Annotated in this window: 20 protein-coding genes; 9 read left to right on the forward strand and 11 right to left on the reverse strand. The window is 37.9% G+C overall.

The window, feature by feature from the left end:
• Positions 1 to 6: 6 nt before the first annotated feature.
• A complete protein-coding gene (fucP, locus tag O7C57_RS17755) occupies positions 7 to 1,311 on the reverse strand; it encodes an L-fucose:H+ symporter permease (RefSeq protein WP_154623538.1) in 1,305 nt (434 codons plus the stop codon).
• Positions 1,312 to 1,392: 81 nt separating this feature from the next.
• The gene (gene rbsK, locus O7C57_RS17760; RefSeq protein WP_154623537.1) at positions 1,393 to 2,313 is read right to left on the reverse strand and encodes a ribokinase; all 921 of its coding nucleotides are present in this window, start codon (positions 2,311 to 2,313) and stop codon (positions 1,393 to 1,395) included.
• A 173-nt stretch (positions 2,314 to 2,486) separates the two neighbouring features.
• Here rbsK and deoC point away from each other — a divergent pair, with 173 nt between their 5' ends.
• Entirely contained in the window at positions 2,487 to 3,155 is a 669-nt protein-coding gene (deoC, locus tag O7C57_RS17765) for a deoxyribose-phosphate aldolase (protein ID WP_154623536.1), read from the forward strand.
• A 46-nt stretch (positions 3,156 to 3,201) separates the two neighbouring features.
• On the forward strand, positions 3,202 to 3,981 hold the full coding sequence (gene deoR, locus O7C57_RS17770; protein ID WP_163860620.1) for a DNA-binding transcriptional repressor DeoR: 780 nt from the start codon (positions 3,202 to 3,204) through the stop codon (positions 3,979 to 3,981).
• Between the two features lie 99 nt (positions 3,982 to 4,080).
• Here the strand turns inward: deoR and rnz are convergent, their stop codons facing one another.
• Positions 4,081 to 4,995 (reverse strand): ribonuclease Z, encoded by a 915-nt coding sequence (rnz, locus tag O7C57_RS17775; protein WP_154623535.1) that lies wholly within the window; start codon positions 4,993 to 4,995, stop codon positions 4,081 to 4,083.
• 92 nt (positions 4,996 to 5,087) lie between these two features.
• Positions 5,088 to 6,668: an RNA repair transcriptional activator RtcR gene (gene rtcR / locus O7C57_RS17780; RefSeq protein ID WP_154623546.1), complete on the reverse strand. Its 1,581-nt coding sequence runs from the start codon at positions 6,666 to 6,668 to the stop codon at positions 5,088 to 5,090.
• Between the two features lie 491 nt (positions 6,669 to 7,159).
• Here rtcR and O7C57_RS17785 point away from each other — a divergent pair, with 491 nt between their 5' ends.
• The 6 genes from O7C57_RS17785 (at position 7,160) to O7C57_RS17810 (ending at position 12,559) form a co-directional block, all read left to right on the forward strand.
• A complete protein-coding gene (locus O7C57_RS17785) occupies positions 7,160 to 8,278 on the forward strand; it encodes a slipin family protein (protein WP_154622994.1) in 1,119 nt (372 codons plus the stop codon).
• Between the two features lie 3 nt (positions 8,279 to 8,281).
• The gene (locus O7C57_RS17790) at positions 8,282 to 9,508 is read left to right on the forward strand and encodes an RtcB family protein (RefSeq protein WP_163860617.1); all 1,227 of its coding nucleotides are present in this window, start codon (positions 8,282 to 8,284) and stop codon (positions 9,506 to 9,508) included.
• Between the two features lie 9 nt (positions 9,509 to 9,517).
• Positions 9,518 to 10,318 (forward strand): nucleotidyltransferase domain-containing protein, encoded by an 801-nt coding sequence (locus O7C57_RS17795; protein ID WP_269723391.1) that lies wholly within the window; start codon positions 9,518 to 9,520, stop codon positions 10,316 to 10,318.
• A gap of 101 nt (positions 10,319 to 10,419) precedes the next feature.
• Positions 10,420 to 11,142 carry a helix-turn-helix transcriptional regulator gene (locus O7C57_RS17800; RefSeq protein ID WP_269723392.1) on the forward strand — a complete coding sequence of 241 codons (723 nt, stop codon included), beginning with the start codon at positions 10,420 to 10,422 and terminating at the stop codon, positions 11,140 to 11,142.
• Positions 11,143 to 11,176: 34 nt separating this feature from the next.
• Positions 11,177 to 11,874, forward strand: a protein-coding gene (locus O7C57_RS17805; RefSeq protein ID WP_269723143.1) for an IS1 family transposase whose coding sequence is annotated in 2 segments (ribosomal slippage) — positions 11,177 to 11,426 and positions 11,426 to 11,874 — 699 coding nt in all. Because the reading frame shifts where the segments join, the coding sequence is not laid out codon by codon here.
• A gap of 85 nt (positions 11,875 to 11,959) precedes the next feature.
• Positions 11,960 to 12,559: a glutathione S-transferase family protein gene (locus tag O7C57_RS17810; protein WP_269723393.1), complete on the forward strand. Its 600-nt coding sequence runs from the start codon at positions 11,960 to 11,962 to the stop codon at positions 12,557 to 12,559.
• Positions 12,560 to 12,615: 56 nt separating this feature from the next.
• Here O7C57_RS17810 and O7C57_RS17815 read toward each other — a convergent pair whose 3' ends face one another.
• Positions 12,616 to 13,038 carry a DoxX family protein gene (locus O7C57_RS17815; protein ID WP_154622989.1) on the reverse strand — a complete coding sequence of 141 codons (423 nt, stop codon included), beginning with the start codon at positions 13,036 to 13,038 and terminating at the stop codon, positions 12,616 to 12,618.
• 503 nt (positions 13,039 to 13,541) lie between these two features.
• Between O7C57_RS17815 and O7C57_RS17820 the strand changes: the two genes are divergently transcribed.
• On the forward strand, positions 13,542 to 14,591 hold the full coding sequence (locus O7C57_RS17820; protein WP_154635540.1) for an AraC family transcriptional regulator: 1,050 nt from the start codon (positions 13,542 to 13,544) through the stop codon (positions 14,589 to 14,591).
• Here the strand turns inward: O7C57_RS17820 and O7C57_RS17825 are convergent.
• From O7C57_RS17825 to O7C57_RS17850, 6 genes are all read right to left on the reverse strand, one after another.
• Complete coding sequence (locus O7C57_RS17825) at positions 14,579 to 15,367, reverse strand: MoaF C-terminal domain-containing protein (RefSeq protein WP_154635539.1); 789 nt, start codon at positions 15,365 to 15,367, stop codon at positions 14,579 to 14,581. The two genes, O7C57_RS17820 and O7C57_RS17825, sit on opposite strands and share 13 nt — an antisense overlap.
• Positions 15,368 to 15,387: 20 nt before the next feature.
• Complete coding sequence (locus O7C57_RS17830) at positions 15,388 to 16,440, reverse strand: RidA family protein (RefSeq protein WP_154635538.1); 1,053 nt, start codon at positions 16,438 to 16,440, stop codon at positions 15,388 to 15,390.
• A gap of 81 nt (positions 16,441 to 16,521) precedes the next feature.
• Complete coding sequence (locus O7C57_RS17835) at positions 16,522 to 17,661, reverse strand: class II histone deacetylase (RefSeq protein WP_154624238.1); 1,140 nt, start codon at positions 17,659 to 17,661, stop codon at positions 16,522 to 16,524.
• A gap of 62 nt (positions 17,662 to 17,723) precedes the next feature.
• Entirely contained in the window at positions 17,724 to 19,394 is a 1,671-nt protein-coding gene (locus tag O7C57_RS17840; protein WP_154635537.1) for an amidohydrolase, read from the reverse strand.
• A gap of 10 nt (positions 19,395 to 19,404) precedes the next feature.
• On the reverse strand, positions 19,405 to 21,177 hold the full coding sequence (locus O7C57_RS17845; protein ID WP_154624237.1) for an SDR family NAD(P)-dependent oxidoreductase: 1,773 nt from the start codon (positions 21,175 to 21,177) through the stop codon (positions 19,405 to 19,407).
• 2 nt (positions 21,178 to 21,179) lie between these two features.
• Positions 21,180 to 22,376, reverse strand: coding sequence for an MFS transporter (locus O7C57_RS17850; protein WP_163860611.1), 1,197 nt, complete (start codon positions 22,374 to 22,376; stop codon positions 21,180 to 21,182).
• Between the last annotated feature and the right edge of the window lie 106 nt (positions 22,377 to 22,482).

Genomic DNA, 22,482 nt, shown 5'->3' on the forward strand with positions numbered 1-22,482 from the left:
AATAACTTATTCAGCTTGTTTTGCTTTAAAGCGGCGTTCACCCACAAAATAGATACCGACATAGATAAAGCACAACATAGAAACTAAGAAAGAGAGTTGTAATGAGTGCAATACATCCGCCACATAGCCTTGAACCGCAGGTACAAATGCAGCACCGACTATTGCCATAACAATGACAGCACCCGCCATTTCAGTATGCTCGTTATCAACGGTATCTAACGTTCCCGCATAAATGGTTGCCCAACAAGGTCCAAAGAGAATACTCACCAATACCGCTGCGTACACGGCGGTGAAACTTGGGACAAAGGCCACATACGCTAGGAATAGAGCCCCAATGACTGAATAAATAATCAACACTTTTTCAGCGTTAAACCGAGTCATTAAGATATTTGCTACAAATTTACCGATAAAGAAGCAGGCAAAACTGTAAACCATGAAGTTAGACGCATCACGTTCATTAATATCGCCCATTTCCAGCGCAAGACGAATGGTGAATGACCAGACAGCGACTTGCATACCAACATATAAAAACTGTGCGATAATCCCTTTTCTGAAACGGCTATTTTTAGCGAGATATTTCAACGTCTCTAATGCGGAAGGTCGTTTGTGATCTTTAGTCTCAGCCACTTTACATTTTGGGAATTTCGTTAGCAGGAATAAAATCATCACAATCACTAGCACCATAATCATATAACGATAAGGTTCTAGTGTATTTTCTAGCATTTCCAAACGGAATTGATGTACTTGTTCAGGATTCATATTGGCCATTTGGCTTTGTAGGCTTTCCCCTTCAGAGAACACCAAATACTTACCTAATAAAATACCGCCAGCAGCCCCAATCGGATAGAAAGTTTGGCTGATATTTAAACGTAATGTTGCATACTGTTTTGGACCAATCATTGAACTATAAGTATTCGCTGCGGTTTCTAAGAAACTCAAACCAATTGCTATTGCAAAGATTGCAGCTAAAAACATGGTATAAGTTGCCATATGTGAAGCAGGAAAGAACATCGAGCAACCAGCGATATATAAGATCAAACCAACCATAATGGCATATTTATAACTGGTTTTTTTAATTACTAATGAAGCAGGAATGGCAATTAAAAAATAACCGCCATAGAAAGCACTTTGTACCAAAGCAGAGGCAAAGTTACTTAATTCAAAAACGCTTTTAAACTGTGTAATCAGAATATCATTAAGTGCCGCTGCACACCCCCATAACGGGAAAAGGCAGGACAGTAGGATAAATTGGAATATAGGAGTCCGACTCAGGTAGCCATCAGGCAACTGAGTGATATTTTTGATGTTCATAGTAACCCTTATTTTTATTATTAATATCCGCTGAATTGCGGCTCTACGGCCGCATTTAACATCGAGGGATATTGTTTTCTATTAACTATTAAGTTGAACAAACTCTGTAAATTGCTCAATGCTAGGGTAAGAAGATTGGGTACCTTTACCTGTTACACTAAATGCAGAAAACATCACCGCTTTTTTTAATGCTTCGGCGACATTACCTGTGTGCACATAGTAGTGAGAGAAACAACCAATAAAGGCATCACCGGCTCCGCTGGTATCCACCGCATTGACTTTAATCGCGGGGATCAATAACTCATTGTCACGCGTCATCCATAGCGCCCCTTTATCGCCCAATGTGACAATCAGATTTTTTAATCCTTTATCTAATAAAGACTGCGCTGCACGACGAATATTTTCCATCGTATCAACAGGCATATTTGTCAAAATTTCCAGTTCAGTTTCATTAGGTACAAAGAAGTCACAACGACAAGCAAAATCAAGATCTAACGTGCGTTGTGCTGGTGCAGGATTTAGCAATACCGGTATATTATGTTTATTACCGAATGCGATCGCGTGATAAACCGTTTCTAATTGCACTTCAAGCTGCAATACGATTAACTTACATTTTTTCAGATCTTCTGCGGCGCGCTCAATATCCTCTGGAGATAAAAACTTATTTGCTCCTTTTACAATAAGAATGCTATTCGCAGAATTTGGATTCACGAAAATAGGTGCCACACCACTCGAAGTGCAAGGCACTTTTTCAACATAGCGTGTATTTATGCCATAAGACTCAAGATTGCGAATGGTATTATCTGCAAAAATATCATCGCCTACTTTTGTTAACATTATGACTTTTGAATTAAGTTTCGCAGCAGCAACCGCCTGATTGGCACCTTTACCACCACAGCCAATTTTAAATGCAGGCGCTTCCAAGGTTTCGCCCTCTTTTGGCATCTGATCAGTGTAAGTGATCAGATCGACCATATTTGAACCTATAACTGCTATATCCATAATGTCCCTCGTGTTAAATAAATCACATAATGATATGATAATAACATTATCATGTTGCATAAATATCATTTGTGATTAAGATCTCGAATAACGAATGACCAAGTGTTATATCCGCCACATTTTTTCATTCATTGTTATTGACTCCATATTTATTCTTAATAGGAAACATTTAAATGAAAAACTTAGCACAATATATCGATCATACACTGTTAGCGGCTAACGCTACTGTTAGTGATATCAAACAGCTCTGTGCTGAAGCTGCTGAACATCACTTTGCTTCTGTTTGTGTGAATACAGGCTATGTGCCTTTAGCCAGCGAATGCCTAAAAAATAGCGATGTTATGGTTTGTTGTGTGGTAGGCTTTCCGCTGGGTGCATGCTTAACCGAAGCGAAAGCCTTCGAAGCGGCTGAAGCCGTTCGTCGTGGAGCAAATGAAGTTGATATGGTGATCAACGTTGGTATGCTAAAGAGTGGTGATCTTGAGTTCGTTCGTCAAGATATTGCTGCTGTGTTAGCCGCTTGTGGTGATGCGACATTGAAAGTCATTTTAGAGACTTGCTTGTTAACCGATGAAGAAATTATCCAAGTTTGTGAAATTTGCCGCACATTGAAAGTTGGTTTTGTGAAAACCTCAACAGGTTTCAGTACAATGGGAGCCACAGAACACCATGTCGCATTAATGCATAAAGTCGTTGGTGATGAAATTGGTGTAAAAGCATCTGGCGGTGTACGTGATCGAGAAACCGCAGAAAAAATGATCAAAGCCGGAGCCAATCGTGTTGGCGCAAGTGCCAGTGTCGCGATTGTTTCGGGAGATAATGTAACCTCAAGTGGGTACTAAACGATGGGGCGCGGCAGGCCCGCGCCGATTAAAAAAGGATTGCTCGGTGATAGAAACAAAACAAAAAGAACGCCTCCGCCGTTTGAGTGAATGCATCAAACGCTCAGGTAGAATTCACCTTAAAGAAGCGGCCAGAATACTTGAAGTCTCTGAAATGACGATTCGCCGTGACCTTAATGCCGATACCGAAGGCCCTATCCCGATGTCGTTACTTGGCGGCTATATCGTTTCTGTTACTCAGCCATCCTCACTGACCTCAAAAGATCCACAAGCCGATATCTTTACCCCCGACCAAACTGAAGAGCTGTATATTCCTAACTTAGCGGCTAGCATGGTGTCAGAAGACGATGTGATCTTTTTCGATAATGGTATCGAAATGGCGACACTAATCTCCTTAATTCCTGAAGATATCAGCTTTACAGGCATTTGTTATTCTCATAACGTTTTTCTGGCATTAAGTCAGAAAAAAAATGCGACTGCTCTGCTATGTGGCGGAGAATATCGTCCAAAAAGTGATTCCTTTTATAATCCTACTCAGCCATCCATCCTTGATTCCATAAACCCCAAAAAAGCGTTTATCTCAGCGGCGGGTATACACAGTACCTATGGTGTCACGTGCTATAACTTAGATGATTTGCCCATGAAGAAAAAAGCGATGGAAAAATCGATCCGTAAAATCTTACTAGCAACATACAACTTGTTTGATGAGGTAGCGACGGCGAATATGGGCGATCTCTCGCAATTTGATGTGATTATCACGAATCGCCCACTCTCTGACGAGTATGAAACCTATTGCCGCAATGGATTTGTGAAGGTTATTTACTAACTTTGCGACTCTCTATTGCTTATGTCGCTTTTAGCGACTGTCGTCGACCCGCCATTTTTGCGAGTCGACATCATCGATATTTTGTAGATGACTTACTCATTAAATTTTAATCGTTAAATAATCCGATGCCATCTCTGTATTAGGGAAAATAGCCTGACATTCTGCCAACAACATCGGCACATCTTCAGCGCTATAACGTCCACTAATGTGAGTTGCAATAAAACGTTTTACGTTGGCCGCTTGCGCAACCAATGCCGCTTGCCCTGTCGTACAATGGCCGCGCTCATTGGCTTTTTCTTGGTACGCATTTTCTAACGTCGTTTCATGCACCATCACATCGGCATCTTTTGCAAGTAATACCGCCTGCTCTGTTGGCGCCGTATCACCAAAAAGCGCTATCACCTTACCGGGTTTGGGTTCCCCCAAATAGTCAGCCCCCTTTATTGTACGCCCATCTTCTAATTGGACCGTTTCACCAGCTTTCAAAGCTTGCATCCATGGTCCGCGGGGAATGTTATCTTGAGCGAGTTTTTCTGTATTCAATGCGCCTTTTTTCGCATGTTCTTCAATACGATAGCCATAACATTCAACACGATGATTTAACGCGTATGCAGTCACAATCAACTCGCCATCATCAAACAGTTGTCCAGCCTCTATCTCAACAATGTCTAACGGATAAGTTAAATACGAGCCACTTATGGTGAGCGCCGTTTCAACATACTGTTTTAACCCTTTCGGACCGTATAAGGTTAACAAGTCTGTCGATCCTCCCATTGAACGGCTGCATAACAACCCTGGCAAACCGAAAATATGATCCCCATGCAGATGAGTAATAAAAATTTTCTCAATTCTTGGCGCCTTAAATACGCTATTAAGAATACGGTGTTGGGTACCCTCACCACAATCAAACAGCCAATATGTCTTACGAATGCCCGTTAAATTTAATAGCATACTGGTAACATTACGCTCTTTTGTCGGCACTCCAGCACTAGTGCCAAGAAAAGTTAACTCCATAATTTAATTCCTTATACTTAATGACTTTATTATTTTTATAAAAATGATATCTAAACATATCGCTAACGATTTCATTAAGTTAACAGATTCTCTTAATGATTTTTCACTTTATCCCAATCCAATCCGAAGCGAGCCAAATATTTACGCAGCCTATCTGCATCATTTGGTTGCTTTTTCTGTAGTCTCGAGACAGAAAACAACATTCGGCCAGCCTCCGATAAACTCGATGAGCGATAGCATACCTCCAACACGGTAGCTAACTGCGGCTGCTCGAACAGATCGATTTCACCTATTTCCGGCGGGAGAGCATGCGTTGTTTTCGTTCCCCATAGCGATTTCAAGCGTATAATTTCTTCATCGACAACCTCTTTTGTGATACGCCCACGCTCTGCGAAAGTCGCCATACGGTTAATGGAGGCGCCCAATTCTCGGAAATTCCCTCGCCATAATGCCGTGGGGGAATTGGCAAATTTCAAATATAACTGTCGAGCTTCACGATCAAAACGAATTTGGCTTTGTGCTTCCCGACTGAATTTTATCAATTCATAATCTATGTTTGGTTCAATATCTTCACGACGATCCGCTAAACCTGGTAGCGTGAAAGTCCACATATTAATACGTGCAAATAAATCTTCGCGAAACTTCCCCTCTTCCACCCATTGCGCAAGGTTGCGGTGGGTTCCCGCAATAAGCTGAAAATCACTCTCAACTTCCTCATCAGAACCGTACGGAAAAAAACTTTTCTCTTCGATCGCTTTCAATAACATTGCTTGTTCATCAAGCCCTAATTCGGCGATTTCATCTAAAAACAAAATACCGCCATCCGCTTCCTTGAGTAAGCCGCGACGGGGATTGATAGCACCGGTAAATGCGCCTTTGATATGTCCAAATAACGTTGACATCGCATTATCACCACGCAAAGTCGCACAGTTGACCTCAACGAAACGCCCTTTTACGTGATGACGGCTTTCACGTAATTGGTAAATACGCCGAGCCAAAAAAGACTTTCCTGCTCCCGTTGGACCATTCAATAAGATGGGGGCTTTAGAGCGTAATGCCACCCGTTCGATTTGTGCAATCATGGCATTAAATTTTGCATTACGCGTCGCGATACCCGATTTCAAAAAAGAAACCTGAGCTTGCTGTTCTTTCTGAAATCGATTAGTGATATCCGTATAGCGGCTTAGGTCAAGGTCAATAATCGTATAAATACCCGCTGGATTTTTCTCTCCTCCCGCCTGTGATGGTGAGGTTTGTAATAATTTAGCGGGTAGGTAATGAGCTTCTGTTAGCAGAAACCAACAAATCTGTACCACGTGAGTACCTGTCGTGATATGAACCAAATACTCTTCTTTCTCTGTGTCAAAATGGTAGTTTGCAGAAAAATCTAAGAGTGAGGTATACACTTCTTCGAAATCCCACGGATCCGCAATATCAATTTCGCGCAAAATCACTTCAGTCTGTGGCGATGCTTGCTCAATATCCTCTTTAACACGATGCGCCATCGTATAGTCATTCACCTGATGAATTAACTCAAAACGATGAATATTCAAATCCGCTTGCTGACATAACCCAACCGTTGGTCGCCACTTCGTCCAGCGATTCGCTCTTTTGCCTCGTCGGTCAAGAACGGTACCCAACACGCCAATAACTACTTTACGTTTTCCATTCATATAATTTATATAATTTATATAATTTTATAAAAGACGATAAAAAAAGATAATAAATAGCATAGGTCATTTTGTGTTAAAAAAATATCCAAACCTCACACTTAATATAAAAACATTTATATATCATGATGATATAAATATTTTTCAATCAAAATAAAAAGTTGGCACGCTTATCGCAATATTAACCCTATCCGCTGCCGGAAATTGTCAGAACTACGGTTCTACCCGTGCAGACATGGTGACTCAATGATGTCACTACATGGTCTGTATGCTGCCGCCAGTAAGATAATAACTTCATGATAGTTAAACCTGTTCCTTCCAAGAACACATACTGACATACGTTATCTTTGTAATTAAGCAAGCACCAGCATCCGAGCGTTTTATCGGGTAACGGGCAGAAATTTAGACAACCCTTTGGTGGTGCTCTACCTTTCCCCCCGTGACTTCATCTCTCTCTCCGATGATGGTTAATTTGAATCATAAAAGGACACATAATGAAAAAAATAACAGTGGCACAAGGACAAATCGCATTAACCGAAAAAAACGGTAATTTTCAGCATATTTTGATGGCAGGTGAACATAAAATTCATGACTGGTTTAATAAAGTGGCAGTCACCTTATACACACTCAATCATGAGCCTATTGATGAGAAATTAGCGGAGCATTTACGCCAGTATCACCCTGAATGGGTTGCAGAATATTGCATAGATATTAATTTATTAGACAACGAAATCGCTTTTTTATATCTGCATAATAATCTGAGCGAAATTTTAGCGCCAGCAACACGCCGTTTATATTGGAAAGTCTCGGACACCTTGCGTGTCGAGACTCAACAAACGGGAGAAATTGTCATCCCACAAATGCTAATGAACCGTTTAAATACCAAAAAACGTATTCAAGGCAGAGAGCTTACTTTACTTGTGCAGATTCCTGCATGGCATGTAGGCGTATTAAAAATTGATGGTGTCGTGGAGACACTTTTACCGCCTGGCAAATATGGCTATTGGTGTATTGAACACACGCCAGAAGTGGAAGTGATTGATACGCGTTTACTTGCACTGGATGTTAGCGGACAAGAAATTCTGACCAAAGATAAGGTCACGTTGCGTATCAATTTGTCTGCCAACTGGCGCTATAGCGATATTTTACTCGCATACGCAAAATTAAGTCAGCCTGTTGATTATTTATATCGTGAACTGCAATTTGCACTACGAGAAATCATTGGTACACGTTCATTAGATGAGTTACTGGAAAACAAACAACTCATCGATGAATTGATGCTACAGCAGATCACACACTGTGTGACGGAATTCGGCTTAACCGTCGAGAGTATCGGGGTAAAAGACATCATTTTACCGGGCGATATGCGAACAATTTTATCGCAAGTCGTCGAAGCAGAAAAAGCGGCTCAAGCGAACGTGATCCGCCGCCGCGAAGAAACGGCCGCAACACGTTCACTACTTAATACGGCAAAAGTGATGGAAAATAATCCTATCGCATTGCGTTTAAAAGAACTCGAAACATTAGAAAGCATCGCGCACCGTATCGACCAGATTTCCGTTTATGGTGGATTAGATCAGGTATTAAACGGACTGGTAAAAATTAAGGAATAAATAATGGTTAGTAATCATGTAAACAACATCATTTTGGAAAACAGTGCCCCTGTCAAAATGTGGACTCACGGAGTCCCCGTTGACCCAAAAGCAATCACACAATTACAAAACACGGCGAAAATGCCATTTATCTTTAAACATTTAGCTGTAATGCCGGATGTACATGTTGGAAAAGGTTCAACTATCGGTAGTGTTATCCCAACGAAAGGGGCCATTATCCCTGCTGCCGTGGGTGTCGATATTGGCTGCGGAATGATAGCGGTACGTACATCACTAACGGCTGCTGACCTTCCCGATAACTTACAGAATATTCGTTTTGCCATTGAAGCTGCGGTACCACATGGGCGAACCACCCAGCGGCACGGTCGTGATAAAGGTGCATGGCATCAAGTTCCTCAGATTGTTGATCAACATTGGGCGCATCTGGATGAAGAATTTAAACGTTTATGTGATAAGTACCCCAAACTACGTGCGACTAACCATTACAAGCATTTAGGAACATTGGGAACGGGTAATCACTTTATTGAGCTGTGTTTGGATGAACAAGATCGCGTGTGGGTGATGTTACATAGCGGATCGCGTGGAGTGGGTAATGCGATTGGTAATCTGTTTATCTCGTTAGCGCAAAAAGATATGCAGCAACATATTGCCAATCTACCAGATCGTGACTTGGCTTATTTTAAGGAAGGCAGTCAACACTTTAATGATTACATGAACGCTGTGGGTTGGGCACAAGATTTCGCTCGTCATAACCGCGAAGTGATGATGCACCGCGTATTAGAAGCTCTTTCAAAAGAAATTACGAAGCCTTTTACGACACAACAAGAAGCCGTTAACTGCCACCATAACTATGTGCAGAAAGAACAACATTTTGGTGAAGAAATTCTGGTTACACGCAAAGGCGCAGTGTCCGCACAAAAGGGGCAAATGGGGATTATTCCTGGATCAATGGGAGCGAAAAGCTTCATTGTACGTGGATTAGGTAATGAAGAAAGTTTCTGTTCTTGTAGCCACGGTGCTGGCCGTGTGATGAGTCGCACTGAAGCCAAAAAGCGTTACTCCGTGACTGACCAAAAAATAGCAACTGCCCATGTTGAATGTCGAAAAGATAGTGATGTGATTGATGAAATTCCTATGGCATACAAGGATATTGATGCTGTGATGGCAGCACAATCCTCATTAGTAGAAATCGTACATACACTACGCCAAGTTGTGTGTGTTAAAGGATAGGAGGGCTTAATGGAACATGACAGCATAACGCCATTAATGCAGGATCGAATACGACAAACATTAACACAGATAGAAAAAACGCAACGAATAAAAATACTTTACGCTTGTGAATCAGGAAGTCGCGGATGGGGCTTTGCCTCACGCGACAGCGATTATGATGTCAGATTTATCTATGTTCATCAATTAGATTGGTATTTAACACTTGATAGAAAGCGTGACGTGATTGAAAGACCTATCGATGATGAACTGGATGTGGCCGGTTGGGAATTATCAAAAGCCTTAAAACTAATGCGTAATTCTAACCCTGCGTTAATTGAATGGCTACATTCGCCTATTGTTTACCAAAAAGACGCGCTATTTATGCAGCAATGTGAACAATTAGCCTCAAAATTCTATTCGCCATTGAAAGCGCGTTACCACTATTTATCTATCGCAAAACGTAACTGGCGAGAAGACTTTAAAGAGGAAACAATACGACTAAAGAAATACTTTTATATATTAAGAGCGGTGCTGGCATTACGTTGGATTGAGCACTCAAAAATGATGCCGCCCATGGCATTTTCACAGTTAGTGCAAGCGACGGTGACAGACCATGCGGTGCTAGCTGAAATTGAGCAGTTATTGGTAATGAAACAACATGCTGATGAAAGCCGATATGGTCCACATCGACCAGCTATCGATAGATTGATAATTGAAACGATTGAAAAATCAGAAAAACTCAATCTTCCTGAGCCTTATTACCGTGATAGTCATTTATTGGATGATTTTTTACAAAAAACCATCTTAGCAAATGATATAAAATGGGAGTAACCTTTTAAATAGCGGCAAAATCAACTTGCCGCTATTTTTCCCCTATCACTCTGCCCATCAATGTTATAATCTCCCCACCCAATGAGTAAATCGAGTAACAGATGACCCGCACACAACGCTTATTGACTTTATTGCAAATATTAAAAGAAAGCCGCTACCCAATTACGGCGGAGTCTCTGGCTTGCCAATTACAAATTAGCATTAGGTCGATATACCGTGATATTGATGAATTACGCAGCCAAGGTGCAGAAATAACAGGCGAAACAGGGATTGGTTATCAATTAAAATCAGGGTTATTACTGCCTCCTTTAATGTTCGATGAAAATGAACTCGAAGCACTGACACTCGGTTTACGTTGGGTACAAAATAATGCCGATGACGAACTGAAATTATCGGCAATACGCACACTTGATAAAATCAATTCAATAGTTAAACCGAATTCAAAAAGCATTCTCAATCAAACAACCTTATTTGCGCCAACAACCCAAGTGACGGCTATTGATAATGTGATGGCAAAAAATCTAAGGCGTAGCTTACGAAAAGAAATAAAAGCGCAAATTGAATATCAAGACGGAAGTGGACAGTTAAGTCACAGGGTTATCTGGCCGATTGCGATTGGCTATATGAAAGAAACCCAAGTGCTTGCTGCTTGGTGTGAACTAAGGCAAAGCTATCGCCATTTTCGTTTAGATAGGATCCAATCCTATACCGCACTTGATGATAAATATCCCTACCCGAAACATTATTTATTTGAACAATGGAAAAAAGAAGTGCTGTGCATGACTACTGACAAAATCTGGTCATGTATTCAATCTGGTGATTAATCTGTAATATAGGGTAATTTATCGGAGAATATTCATGGCTAAAGTCGATGTAAGGTGCCCATTTTGTCAACAAACTCCCTCAGTGAAAAAACATGGCCTAGGGAGTACAGGTCATCAACGTTATCGTTGTCAAGACTGCTGCCGAAGCTTCCAACTCGACTATGAATATCGTGCCTGCCAGCCCGGTACCAAAGATAAAATTATCGACCTAACGATGAATAATGCCGGTATTCGTGATACCGCTAGAGCCCTTCATATCAGCATTAATGCGGTTGTTCGCACTTTAAAAAACTCTCGCCGAAGCAGGTAACCTCTTTACCCCTTGATAATCTGCACATTGAACTCCTTTGCGAAGTCGATGAACAGTGGTCTTTTGTGGGTAATAAGAAGCAACAACGCTGGCTTTGGTATGCGTGGGAGCCCCGCCTAAAACGGATAATTGCTCATACGTTTGGTCGTCGAAACAAAAGGACTCTTCACCAGTTACTGGCTTTACTGTCTAGGTTTAATGTGGCTTTTTGGTGCACGGATAAGTTCAGTGCTTATGAGATATTGCCCAAGCAGAAACATGTGGTAAGTAAGTTTTATACGCAACGAATAGAAAGAGAGAATTTGAACCTGAGAAACCGCTTGAAGCGCCTTAACCGTAAGACGTTAGGTTACTCGAAGTCACCTGAAATGCATGACAAAATCATCGGTACATTCATTGAACGCGAATACTACCTATTATGATGATCTCTATATTGAATACACGACCCAAAATCTGACAGTAACCTACCTTATGATGGCATCTCTACTTAATCATAAGGAACAATTCATGAGCTCACTAACTCTGTACACAAACTCCATGTCACGCGGAAATACTGTCGACCTTTTATTTAAATTATTAGCAGTGCCTTATAAGCGAGTTGAGCTTAATTATGGTGAACAAATGCATACGGCTGAATATCTTGCACTTAATCCGATGGGAAAGGTACCTACGTTGGTTGATGGTGACAATGTTATTACAGAAACCGCGGCCATTTGTGTTTATTTGGCAGATAAGTTTATCGAAAAAGGGTTAGCTCCCGTATTGAATTCCCCACAACGTGCCATTTATTACCGCTGGTTCTTTTTTACAGCAGGGCCAATTGAAGCTGCATTTACAGCCCATATGACAGGATTAGTACTCGATGAAGAACAGCAAAAAATGTCAGGTTTTGGTTCACTCAAACGCGTTATGGACTGTTTAGCTACAGGAATTGCAGATGCGTCCCCTTATATTTGTGGAGAACAATTAACTGCCATCGATGTATATGTGGGGTCTTTCCTATTATTCTTACAAAAACAGAGCATTATTGAGCTAACTGACAGTATGGAGCACTATTTAAAAACGCTAAAATCTCACCAAGAATTTGCCGAAAGAATGACACAATAAAATGACCTACCATTGGCCATCCTGACAGATGGCCATATATTTATAGGCGATTAAACTTAACGCCAATTCGCATTTTTCATAATAGAAAACTTTCCTGCTCCCATCAATGCAAGCGCAATAGAACCCACAAAGAAATACACAATACTTTCAATTGCCCATGCACCTGTTCTATCCAGCAAGAATGTCTTATCTAGACCGACCATTAGCCAAGCAATAAACATTGTAAAGGCAACAAGTAATGCTGACGGACGAGTTAATATCCCTAAAATAATAAAAATAGGTGCGACAACTTCACCTAAAATAGTGCCATAGGCAATGTACTCAGGTAAGCCATATGAGGCAAGCATAACCTTAATGCCACTGGCCCCTGTTAATAATTTACTCATGCCGTGAAATAGCATTAATCCACCAATCGTCATACGCAATAATAATTTTCCAGCATCATCATGTGCCAGTAAGCGATTAATAAACCCCATCATCTGCACGTCCTCAAGTAATAATATTTATCATAACGACTGACTATGACCGACTTAAAACGAATATTAAAAAAGACTTGTATATTTAATTGTTATATTAGTATCGTGTTTATTCAAAATTGTTACTAATACTTTCGGGGTATAAGAAAGGAGATTTCCCACTAATTTAGATATAACTAAAACAAATTCAAGGTGATAGTTTTTACTCGTTATTATTAAATTAAAACTTGAACGACCTATTTGGATTGTCAAAATAAGAGATGGCTCATCCTATTATTAATACTAAAATATGCCTTTATTAAACATGGCTGATTATTATTAATAAATATTTATATTTACGTTTTCTATCAATATAAAGCAGAATGATTTAATTTATCAATAAGATATTACAGTGATATAATTTTATTGCTATTTGATTATTAACATGTAATTTTATTATCTAAATAGGGATATGCATGTTAATTAACCATCATCAAGGTCGCATCTCATTTATACGAGGCATAAATATGAAAAATAATGCATCTCACTTCTCTCATTCATATATACACCAATTAAAATTATCTAAAATTATGAGTTACTTGCAATCCATTAACATCCCTTTTTCATATAGGTCAAAAGTAATATTTAATAAATTTAAGCTATTAAAAATAACAGAAGTTGCACCTATTCAAGTTTATAATGAATTTTTACACTTAATTGCCCATGAAACTAAAGATCCGCAATGGTGTGCAAAGGCAGGTATTTCAAGAACTCATGATTGCTATTCGCCAATAAGTGAACTTTTCATGTCTGCTAAAACTTTGCATGAAGCCTTAATTGAGCTTAATAAATACACTGATTTGTTCCAAGGGAAGACTCATACCAGTATTGTTATTGAAAATAAAAAAGTATTTGTTAACTATGAAGTCAGTATATTTAAACCTGATTACTATAAGTTTGACATCGAATATACTTTATTTAGATTAGTTAGCCAATTAAGGGAACGGCTTGGAAAAAATTGGATACCCGATTCGTTCCACTTTCAATATAGCTTAAGTAAAAAAGACAAGGAAAATCTAAAGAAAATTATCCCAACTCGTTATGAAGATAATGCTAGGTTTAATGGTATATCATTTGATGAACATTGGCTAAATGATAATTTAAACCAAAAAACGCCAGATGAAACTTTCATATTTTTCATGAAAAATCACTTAGATAAACTTAAACACTCAAGTTGCATGCCTGATTCAATGAGTATCAAAGTTCAAAATATTATTTATCAATATATTTTGGTGGAGAAAGATCTTTCATTGTCATGGGTGGCCTCAAAATTGTATATCTCCCCTAGGACATTACAACGTAAACTCGCTAAAGAAAGTATCAATTACTCTGATATCCTAGACAAAATCCGCTGTGATATCTCTATTGATAAACTTACTGAAGAAAATATTAGAATCGATAGCCTAGCAGAATTACTAGGCTATACTGATAGCGCTGCATTTTCAAAAGCATTCAAGCGATGGACAGGTTACCCGCCACTCCAATACATTAAGAAGAATAACAATCACAAAGCATGATGATTATAGTCATCAAGCCTTTTATTGATCTTTTTCATATGCGCACCAATTGGGATGCTAAACCATTGTTCATCTGTATAGCCAATGGCGAACCCTGTGTTTCTCATTAATTTAAAATCTAACACTAAAATAATCGCAACATCGACAGCCAATTCTCTAAATCCAAGCAAATAAACATCATCTTTAATTTTCAGATATGTTGCTTGGTCACAATCACACTCACCATGCCTGACTCCCCCATAAATATGGTAAGCGTACCATTGGCTATTAATATAAATATGCTCAACTGCCGTGCTATCACTATACTCATTAAGAATATGCAAACCAAGTAGATCACGAGTTTCTGTCGGTGCAGCAGTATATAAATTATCGCCAATGATCTTTCCGAGATGATAGTTTTGCTCAAACCTAGGCGTTATTTTTTTACTTGGCTGATATTGAGAACTCAATAAAATAACATTACTATTATTAAGGTCTAAAACTAAAATTGAATGTGCAAAATCGATATTTCCTTTTGATAGTTCAATTAAAAATACGTTCTCTGCGACTTCAGTCAAATCGCTAATCTTTTGGTTTTTGCTATCGATATAATCACTCAAAAAAACACTATTCGTCATGATCCTATCACGCTCATCAATACGGAAATAGAAGTTTTCATTATTTAAATACAAGTTAAATTCAACATTAATGATTTTATAACTCCTCTTTATTCTATTTATTTTTAATTCTTTAGCGAAAGCATCAAATGATGTATCTGAAACTATCTGATCAGCCATATTATCACCTATTGTATGAATTAAAATGAATGAATGTTTATTTCAAGAAAAGATTTGTTATTCATCAGCTTTCTAACCGGTAAAGTTTCTATAATATAATCACTTACATTCGCATTCGCTAATTTCATCATTAGCTCATCATGTATGATATCGATATAAACCCCACTACTATTCTTACTTTTAACATATTTTGTTGTGACTCTGATCCTTGGCGAACTGTTATCTTTTAATATTGTATCAATGTATTTTTTAGCACTCGTAAAGCTATCATATAAATCTAAATTGAATTGAAAGCATTGATAATCAATTGGATTATCAATGTTTAATTGATGGTTTTTCACAAAGCCATCGATTTCAATTAAAAAGCTATCAACTGCCATACCATCACAATATGTGATATTAATATTGCAATTAATAGAAGATGGGCTGTTAGTATACTTCGCTAACTCATCTTTGATGAGTGATATTGCATCCTGATAAGCAATATCACTACGGAGATAAACATTTAATAAAAAAATATCATCTATTGAATAATCTAGTTCAACTATCGAATTATAAATCTTATTAATAATAACACTAACCTGCTCCTCTAAGGTATCACAGATATAATAAGGTGTTACCGTATTGTCAGAAACAACTAATGCTTCAGTACCAGTAATATAAAGTAGTTCTTCATGAATTAAAGAACGACTCACATCCATATCCATATTATAGAATGGTAAACACCGTACCTGTGTTTTTTTGCATGAAAAAACAAATTCAATTGAAACTAAGACATCATCAAGATTAAAGTGAGGTAATTTAATAATTGTCCCGACTGGCTTTTTATCCCCATATCCTTTAGATATTTCCTTACTGACTTTATGAAATTGATTAATTGCATAAATAGGGTCCACTTGACCACTTTTTATAGCAATAGTATGTTTTAACATATCAGAATAATGAATACCCATTTTAAATAGCTGATTATTCACATCGATGATAATTTCTTTTAATTGTGTATCAAAGTCACCTTGAGAACAGGATGAGTGCCACCCAATAATAACGCAGTCATTCGTTTTTAATATATTCATTCTTGACCACCTGATTAATAAATTAAGTTAGGGCTAAAAATATCATTGAAATATTAAAAAAGGCTTATTTAACGGCTGACACTATAAACCAAGTTTAATGGCTTGATGATTTATCAAATTTTCTTGCAATTCTTTTAATTCTTTAGGAATGGTTTGCTGCTGAATAAATGAAATAAAAGGGTCTATCACTTGTGTAGTGATACCACTTAATCCTTCAAGTGCTGCTAACGCACAAAAAGGGACATAATGTTCCGAATATCCACCTTCATGTATAGCCACGACTCTGCCATGACAAATATCTTGTGCTAAAGCAACAACACACTCCATCATTTCTCGATAACTTTGACTATGAAGCTGCATATGTCCAAGAGGATCAAAGGTATTCGCGTCATATCCGCTGCCAACAATAATGACATCGGGCTTATACATCAATAGTGATGGGATCACAATTGTTCTTAATGCATACAAATATTCATCATGCCCACATCCCGGTAATAATGGAATATTAATATTAAAGCCAAGCCCTTCGCGGCTTCCTTGCTCCTCTATCGTACCAGAGTGAATAGGAAAGCAGTTATCTTGATGCAGAGATATAGTAAGGACTCTATTATCGTTATAAAAAATAGCCTGCGTACCGTTTCCATGATGAACATCCCAATCTAATATCGCCACCTTTTTAGCTGAACAATGTTCTAGTGCATACTTAGCGGCAATACTACTGTTTGCAAGATAAGTCGCCCCCATCGCGCTATCCGCTAATGCATGATGCCCTGCGGGTACACATGCTGCATAAGCTCTATTTAAAGACCCCTCCATAACATGATGTACAGCGGCCTTGGCTTGACCTGCGGACAGTAGTGCGATTTGGTAACTACCGGGACCAAATGGAGCTTGTAATCCCAGTTCCCCGCCTTCATTTTCACTAAGCTCAATAAAGTTATTTAAATACTCCTTAGTATGAACAAGCGCAGCATCGTGATAAGTAATTGGGGGCGCGCTATAAGAAAATAAAAATTCATTTATTCCGCTAACGTCAATTAATGATTTAAAACGACGAATACAACTTGCAGAACTGGCACCAAATTCATTAACCGCAAAAGGTTGCATCCAATTCATCTGATTATAAGCTAACGGGGGAGCTTTATGGTTTTTCCCCCATAAACAATATTCATGATAAAAAAAGCCTGTTTTAATCGTGGAGTCTTTAATATTACAATGCATACTATCCCCTTAATTAATTACTCGATATTGCCAGTGATAGCAACAAACTGATTTATTTCTATTTATTGCTTATAGACCATTTTTCCATGACAAATAGTTGCTATAACACTCGTTTCTCCGATTTGATTACTCGGAATAGTAAATATATCGTGACTCAATATTTGTAGATCTGCCCATTTTCCGATTTCTATAGAGCCTCGTTCATGTTCAAGGTGTTCCTGTTTAGCACCATTTATAGTGTACATACGAATAGCATCTTCAATATGACAAGCTAATTCGGGCTGATAAATTTGGTTATTTTTCGCTTTTCTTGTAAGTGTAAATTCAAGACCTTTTAACCAATTGAAAGGAAAACAACATGCATCTGAACCCGCTGCAACGACGACGCCTTCATTAATGTAAGCTTGCCAGTTAAATAAATTAGAATTATATGTATCAGGCATAATTTGCTTAATATTATCGATAATGCTATACCCAGCAATAGGTTGACAAGATAATAAAATATTATTTTTTGCCATTGTTTTCGCATTATCGATAGTGAGATCATCACCGTGAATAATAAAGTGCCGTAAATCTCTATTCGGCATTATCTCTTCAGCATAAGCAAAGGCCTCTATTGCAGCATCAATAGTTTTTCCACCTATAGCATGAATACCAACCTGCCAACCTAAACGATGTAACTCAACAATCGTTCTTTTTAGCTCAGTAATCTGTTCTTCAACGGTATCACCCTGGAAAGTTAATTCACCGTGATAATGGTTATGGCTTTTCCGAATACAAGGAGAGCTATCACCAAATAATTTTATAGTATTTATTTTTAGCCAAGATTTATTAATATTCGTTGGTAATTCAAATTCTTCGATACCCGCGATAACATGTTTAAAACTGTGAATCCCATCCTTAGCTGCAAATAGGTTTACACTAACGCGTGTCAATAATTTATTTTCATCATAAAGCTCTTTATAGAGCCGAATAATCCTCGAGCTCCATGCACCATGAAATAAATTATCACCACCGGGTCCTAGAATATCTGTATAACTGGTTATTCCATTTTTTAATAAATGACTCTGGATGAGTAAAATGTAGTTTTTCAGAGCCTCATCCGATAGCTGAGGTAAGTATTTTCCAACAAGATTCATCGCCCCCCACTCGGAGATAATCCCTGTCGGCTCCCCTTTTTTATCTACACCAATACGACCGACCTCTTTAGGTAAATCGATTAACTCTTTCCCTAATCCCACTAAGTCGATAACATTTTTATTGACAATTAGGTTATGTAAACTGAAGTCACTGAACGTAGCAAGTTTCCCCTCCGTTTTTTTTGTTAAATAGTGACTATCCACAATAACGTTGTCTTGATTATCATCGATTAATTCAAAGGGGCATCCAATGCCGTATATCCATTCCTTATTGTTATTCATGAGCACATGCGCATCTAGTTTGCTATCAAATTCATTTTTCCCTTTGCTTTCAAATAAATCCAAAAAATCACCTGAAATTAACATGCCTGTATGTGTAGCATGAATATGAGCATCATTTGCAGCAGGTAAAACAAGTTTCTTGTTTGCATCAATAACCTGAGTTTGTACACCGATTTTCTGACTAATATCATCGTTGCTGCCAACATCAATAATACGTCCTTGTGAAACAGCAATGGCTTCTGCAAATGAAAATAAGCTATCAACCGTAGCCACTTTAGCGTTAATAATGACTAAATCTGCTTCTTGATTCATTATAAACACCTTAGCTAGGGATATAGTTTAGTGGATAATTTAATGCATTTAAGGAAATAATATTCGCTCCCGCCGGAATATTAATCATGACATTTGTATCAGATATATTTCCCCAACCTTTCCCAGTTGTTGTTTTATTATCCAAGTCATAAACAAAGACAAATGATAGGTCGATTAATAATTCTCGCCAAGTCACGATATAAGTCGAGTCATCAAACTTATAATAGCTCGCTTGGTCACATCCACCATCCCCCTTTCTTATTCCATTAATCACATTATAACAATACCAATGTGAGTTAATATAAATATGCTCATACACCGTCGGTGAGGAGTTCGAGTAGCAATATAACGCACGTGTGCCAATCAAATCACTAGTGACAAATGGATACTCACAACGATCAATTTGATTATTTCCTGTTAACACGACTGCTGGTGTAAAATATTGATGGTAGTGAGAAGCTAATTTCAAGGCGATGGGCTTATTTTTATCAGGCAAACTCGTTGGTTGATACTGAGTCAGAATAAATAAAGCTTTATTAGATTTAAAATCTACCGTAATAGATAACGTAATTTCAGTATTTTCAGGGAATAATAAATCAATAAAGTACAGGTCATTCCTAACCTCAACCACTTCATAATTAGCGACACTAGGAATAAAAATGCCTTGATGTTTAAAACCTTCAACAGTGCATGTTTTATGGTCAAAAAAGAGCTCAATAATTGAATTCTCAGTTTTGAATTCAATACCAGTCAAATCAAGTTTTTGACTTTGAGGCAAGCGATTATGGGCAAGTTCACTATAGACAACTTCTGATTTTAATTTGGCATCTTCGGTGAACGTTTCATTCACCATTTCTTCAGAAAGCTGCCATAATTTTTGTGCAAACTCCTCATCCAATACCCATGGAATAACACCCGTTCCCTGCCGAGTATCGTCATTGATTTGAGAATAGTTGCAATGTTCTAAAAACACCCCGCCTTTATTAGCAAATTCGGGATGACACAACGCCATAATCTGTGTTGCAACTCCCGCTTGGAGTGATTTTACAGGCACTTTATTCGTATCTTGCTTCTCGGCTAATTCATTAAAATCATCATGCTGTAAATGCATATGAAGATGAGTATCCAGAATAATACCGGGAGCAACCGCAAAAGCACGAACATTATAATTTTTCCAACGCCTATCAAATTCGAGTGCGAATAACACATTAGCTGATTTAGATTGGCCATATGCAGTCCAACGACTATAAGCTCGATAAGTAAAATTCGGATCCTTTAGATCCACATTACTTAACCGGTGAGCTCCCGATGTCATGACAACAACTCTTGCACCCTTTAATAAACATGGTGTTAGTTTATTTATGAGCAAAAAATGCCCGAGATGATTAATCGCGAATTGTTGTTCAAACCCATCAACTGTTGTTTGAAAATCTGTTGCCATTATGCCCGCATTAGCCAGTACCCCATCTAGTTTTAATGCTTCTAAGAGAAACGCTTTTGTAAAACGCCTAACATCATTCAGAGATGATAAATCGAGTAACTTAATATCAAATAATGTCTTATCAAACTGCAAAGAAAGCTCTTCAATAAGTTGTTGTCTTTTTTCTTCTGTTCTTACCGTCAGAACCACATATCCTTCATGACTTAATATTGCTTTAGCCGACTCCTTACCTAAACCTGAGTTTGCTCCTGTAATTAAATATTTTTTACCCTTAAGTGACACGCCATTTAATACTTCACTCCATGTCGTATATACATGATAATTATTTAAGCTATTTACCATCGTTATCCCTTATATTTATTATTTTTAAAAATTATCTTCACAATAATTACCATCGATATAACCAGTAATATTAAATTCAGTAAGAACATGCTAGAAAAGCTGACCCTTTCAATAAGCATACCACTCATCATAGGGCCTAAAGCGATACCTAACCCTAACGTTAATGACGTAAGATTCATCACATTACCATCCACTTCATATTCAGCGGCAATACTCATCGTGAACGGTAATATCAACGTCCATATATATTTAAAAACATAGCAACTAACAATGACAAATAACGTATTAACATTTAAATACATTGCAAGTACTGCGGCGATGAGAAAAATAAAGCTGGTGACAAAAACTAAATTGACTTTTTTACTGAATAGAATCGATGTTCCTGCACCTAATATCCCTATCATGCTAGCTGAACCTAAGATATTGTAGATTGTTGATAGCTCCACATTGATTGCTTTAAGATATCCACCAATAAATGTCCAAACACCTGCAATCACAACATTGAATAAAAAGATAGCAAACAAACAAAAATACATTTCACTTTTAAAAACACTTTTACTGGCAACACCTTGTGTTTTCTCTTTAAAAATCTTTTCTTCTTTCATCCGCCAAATAGAATCTATCCCCTTTGTCAGGGGTAACACACAGACGAGTAATATTGATATAAAAATATATGCCGATATTATTCCGTAAGTATCAAGAAAAATGGGAAGAATAAAAAGACCTAAACTGCCTAAGACGATTTGGCTGAATAAAGAGATACTGAATGCACGATATGCGTTTGGTAACAATGCCATACAGGAGTTAGTAATGATAAATATTGTCGACCCAAAGATGGCGACTAGAATTCTGATCCCGATATAGAGATTAAAATTATCTTTAATGAAAAAACCTGAAGCAATATTCAATACTGAAACTAATAAAATCATGACGATATAGATATGGTACCAATTTATCTTTGTTTTTAACCAAAAAAAGGCTAGCACATTGGCTAACATCCCAGTTAAAATTTCTATCATATAGATAAAACCAACTTTTTCTGGGGAGAAACCAAGTTCCTTATCCATTTGTAACGTAATTAACGGAGCCCATAAAAACATCATTGGAATAAAAATTCCGCCGATAATAGGTGCAAGATAGATTTTCCATGTTGATAATGGCATTTTTTGAGACTTTATAGAACCGACAGATTCACTCATATCACCCTCTCTTATTTTCCATTTTCAATCATATAAATATAAATAAATAATTTTTTTAATAGCTAAACATGACAACTTTTTGTTTTATTACGCCACTTTTTTAATA

Source organism: Providencia sp. 21OH12SH02B-Prov (assembly GCF_027362595.1).
Taxonomy (GTDB): Bacteria; Pseudomonadota; Gammaproteobacteria; order Enterobacterales; family Enterobacteriaceae; genus Providencia; species Providencia zhejiangensis.

Excerpts from the sequence above, each read along its gene's own strand:
- fucP (WP_154623538.1), bottom strand. The coding sequence starts at position 1,311 with ATGAACATCAAAAATATCACTCAGTTGCCTGATGGCTACCTGAGTCGG.
- rbsK (WP_154623537.1), bottom strand. The coding sequence starts at position 2,313 with ATGGATATAGCAGTTATAGGTTCAAATATGGTCGATCTGATCACTTAC.
- deoC (WP_154623536.1), top strand. The coding sequence starts at position 2,487 with ATGAAAAACTTAGCACAATATATCGATCATACACTGTTAGCGGCTAAC.
- rnz (WP_154623535.1), bottom strand. The coding sequence starts at position 4,995 with ATGGAGTTAACTTTTCTTGGCACTAGTGCTGGAGTGCCGACAAAAGAG.
- rtcR (WP_154623546.1), bottom strand. The coding sequence starts at position 6,668 with ATGAATGGAAAACGTAAAGTAGTTATTGGCGTGTTGGGTACCGTTCTT.
- O7C57_RS17785 (WP_154622994.1), top strand. The coding sequence starts at position 7,160 with ATGAAAAAAATAACAGTGGCACAAGGACAAATCGCATTAACCGAAAAA.
- O7C57_RS17790 (WP_163860617.1), top strand. The coding sequence starts at position 8,282 with ATGGTTAGTAATCATGTAAACAACATCATTTTGGAAAACAGTGCCCCT.
- O7C57_RS17795 (WP_269723391.1), top strand. The coding sequence starts at position 9,518 with ATGGAACATGACAGCATAACGCCATTAATGCAGGATCGAATACGACAA.
- O7C57_RS17800 (WP_269723392.1), top strand. The coding sequence starts at position 10,420 with ATGACCCGCACACAACGCTTATTGACTTTATTGCAAATATTAAAAGAA.
- O7C57_RS17810 (WP_269723393.1), top strand. The coding sequence starts at position 11,960 with ATGAGCTCACTAACTCTGTACACAAACTCCATGTCACGCGGAAATACT.
- O7C57_RS17815 (WP_154622989.1), bottom strand. The coding sequence starts at position 13,038 with ATGATGGGGTTTATTAATCGCTTACTGGCACATGATGATGCTGGAAAA.
- O7C57_RS17820 (WP_154635540.1), top strand. The coding sequence starts at position 13,542 with ATGAAAAATAATGCATCTCACTTCTCTCATTCATATATACACCAATTA.
- O7C57_RS17825 (WP_154635539.1), bottom strand. The coding sequence starts at position 15,367 with ATGGCTGATCAGATAGTTTCAGATACATCATTTGATGCTTTCGCTAAA.
- O7C57_RS17830 (WP_154635538.1), bottom strand. The coding sequence starts at position 16,440 with ATGAATATATTAAAAACGAATGACTGCGTTATTATTGGGTGGCACTCA.
- O7C57_RS17835 (WP_154624238.1), bottom strand. The coding sequence starts at position 17,661 with ATGCATTGTAATATTAAAGACTCCACGATTAAAACAGGCTTTTTTTAT.
- O7C57_RS17840 (WP_154635537.1), bottom strand. The coding sequence starts at position 19,394 with ATGAATCAAGAAGCAGATTTAGTCATTATTAACGCTAAAGTGGCTACG.
- O7C57_RS17845 (WP_154624237.1), bottom strand. The coding sequence starts at position 21,177 with ATGGTAAATAGCTTAAATAATTATCATGTATATACGACATGGAGTGAA.
- O7C57_RS17850 (WP_163860611.1), bottom strand. The coding sequence starts at position 22,376 with ATGAGTGAATCTGTCGGTTCTATAAAGTCTCAAAAAATGCCATTATCA.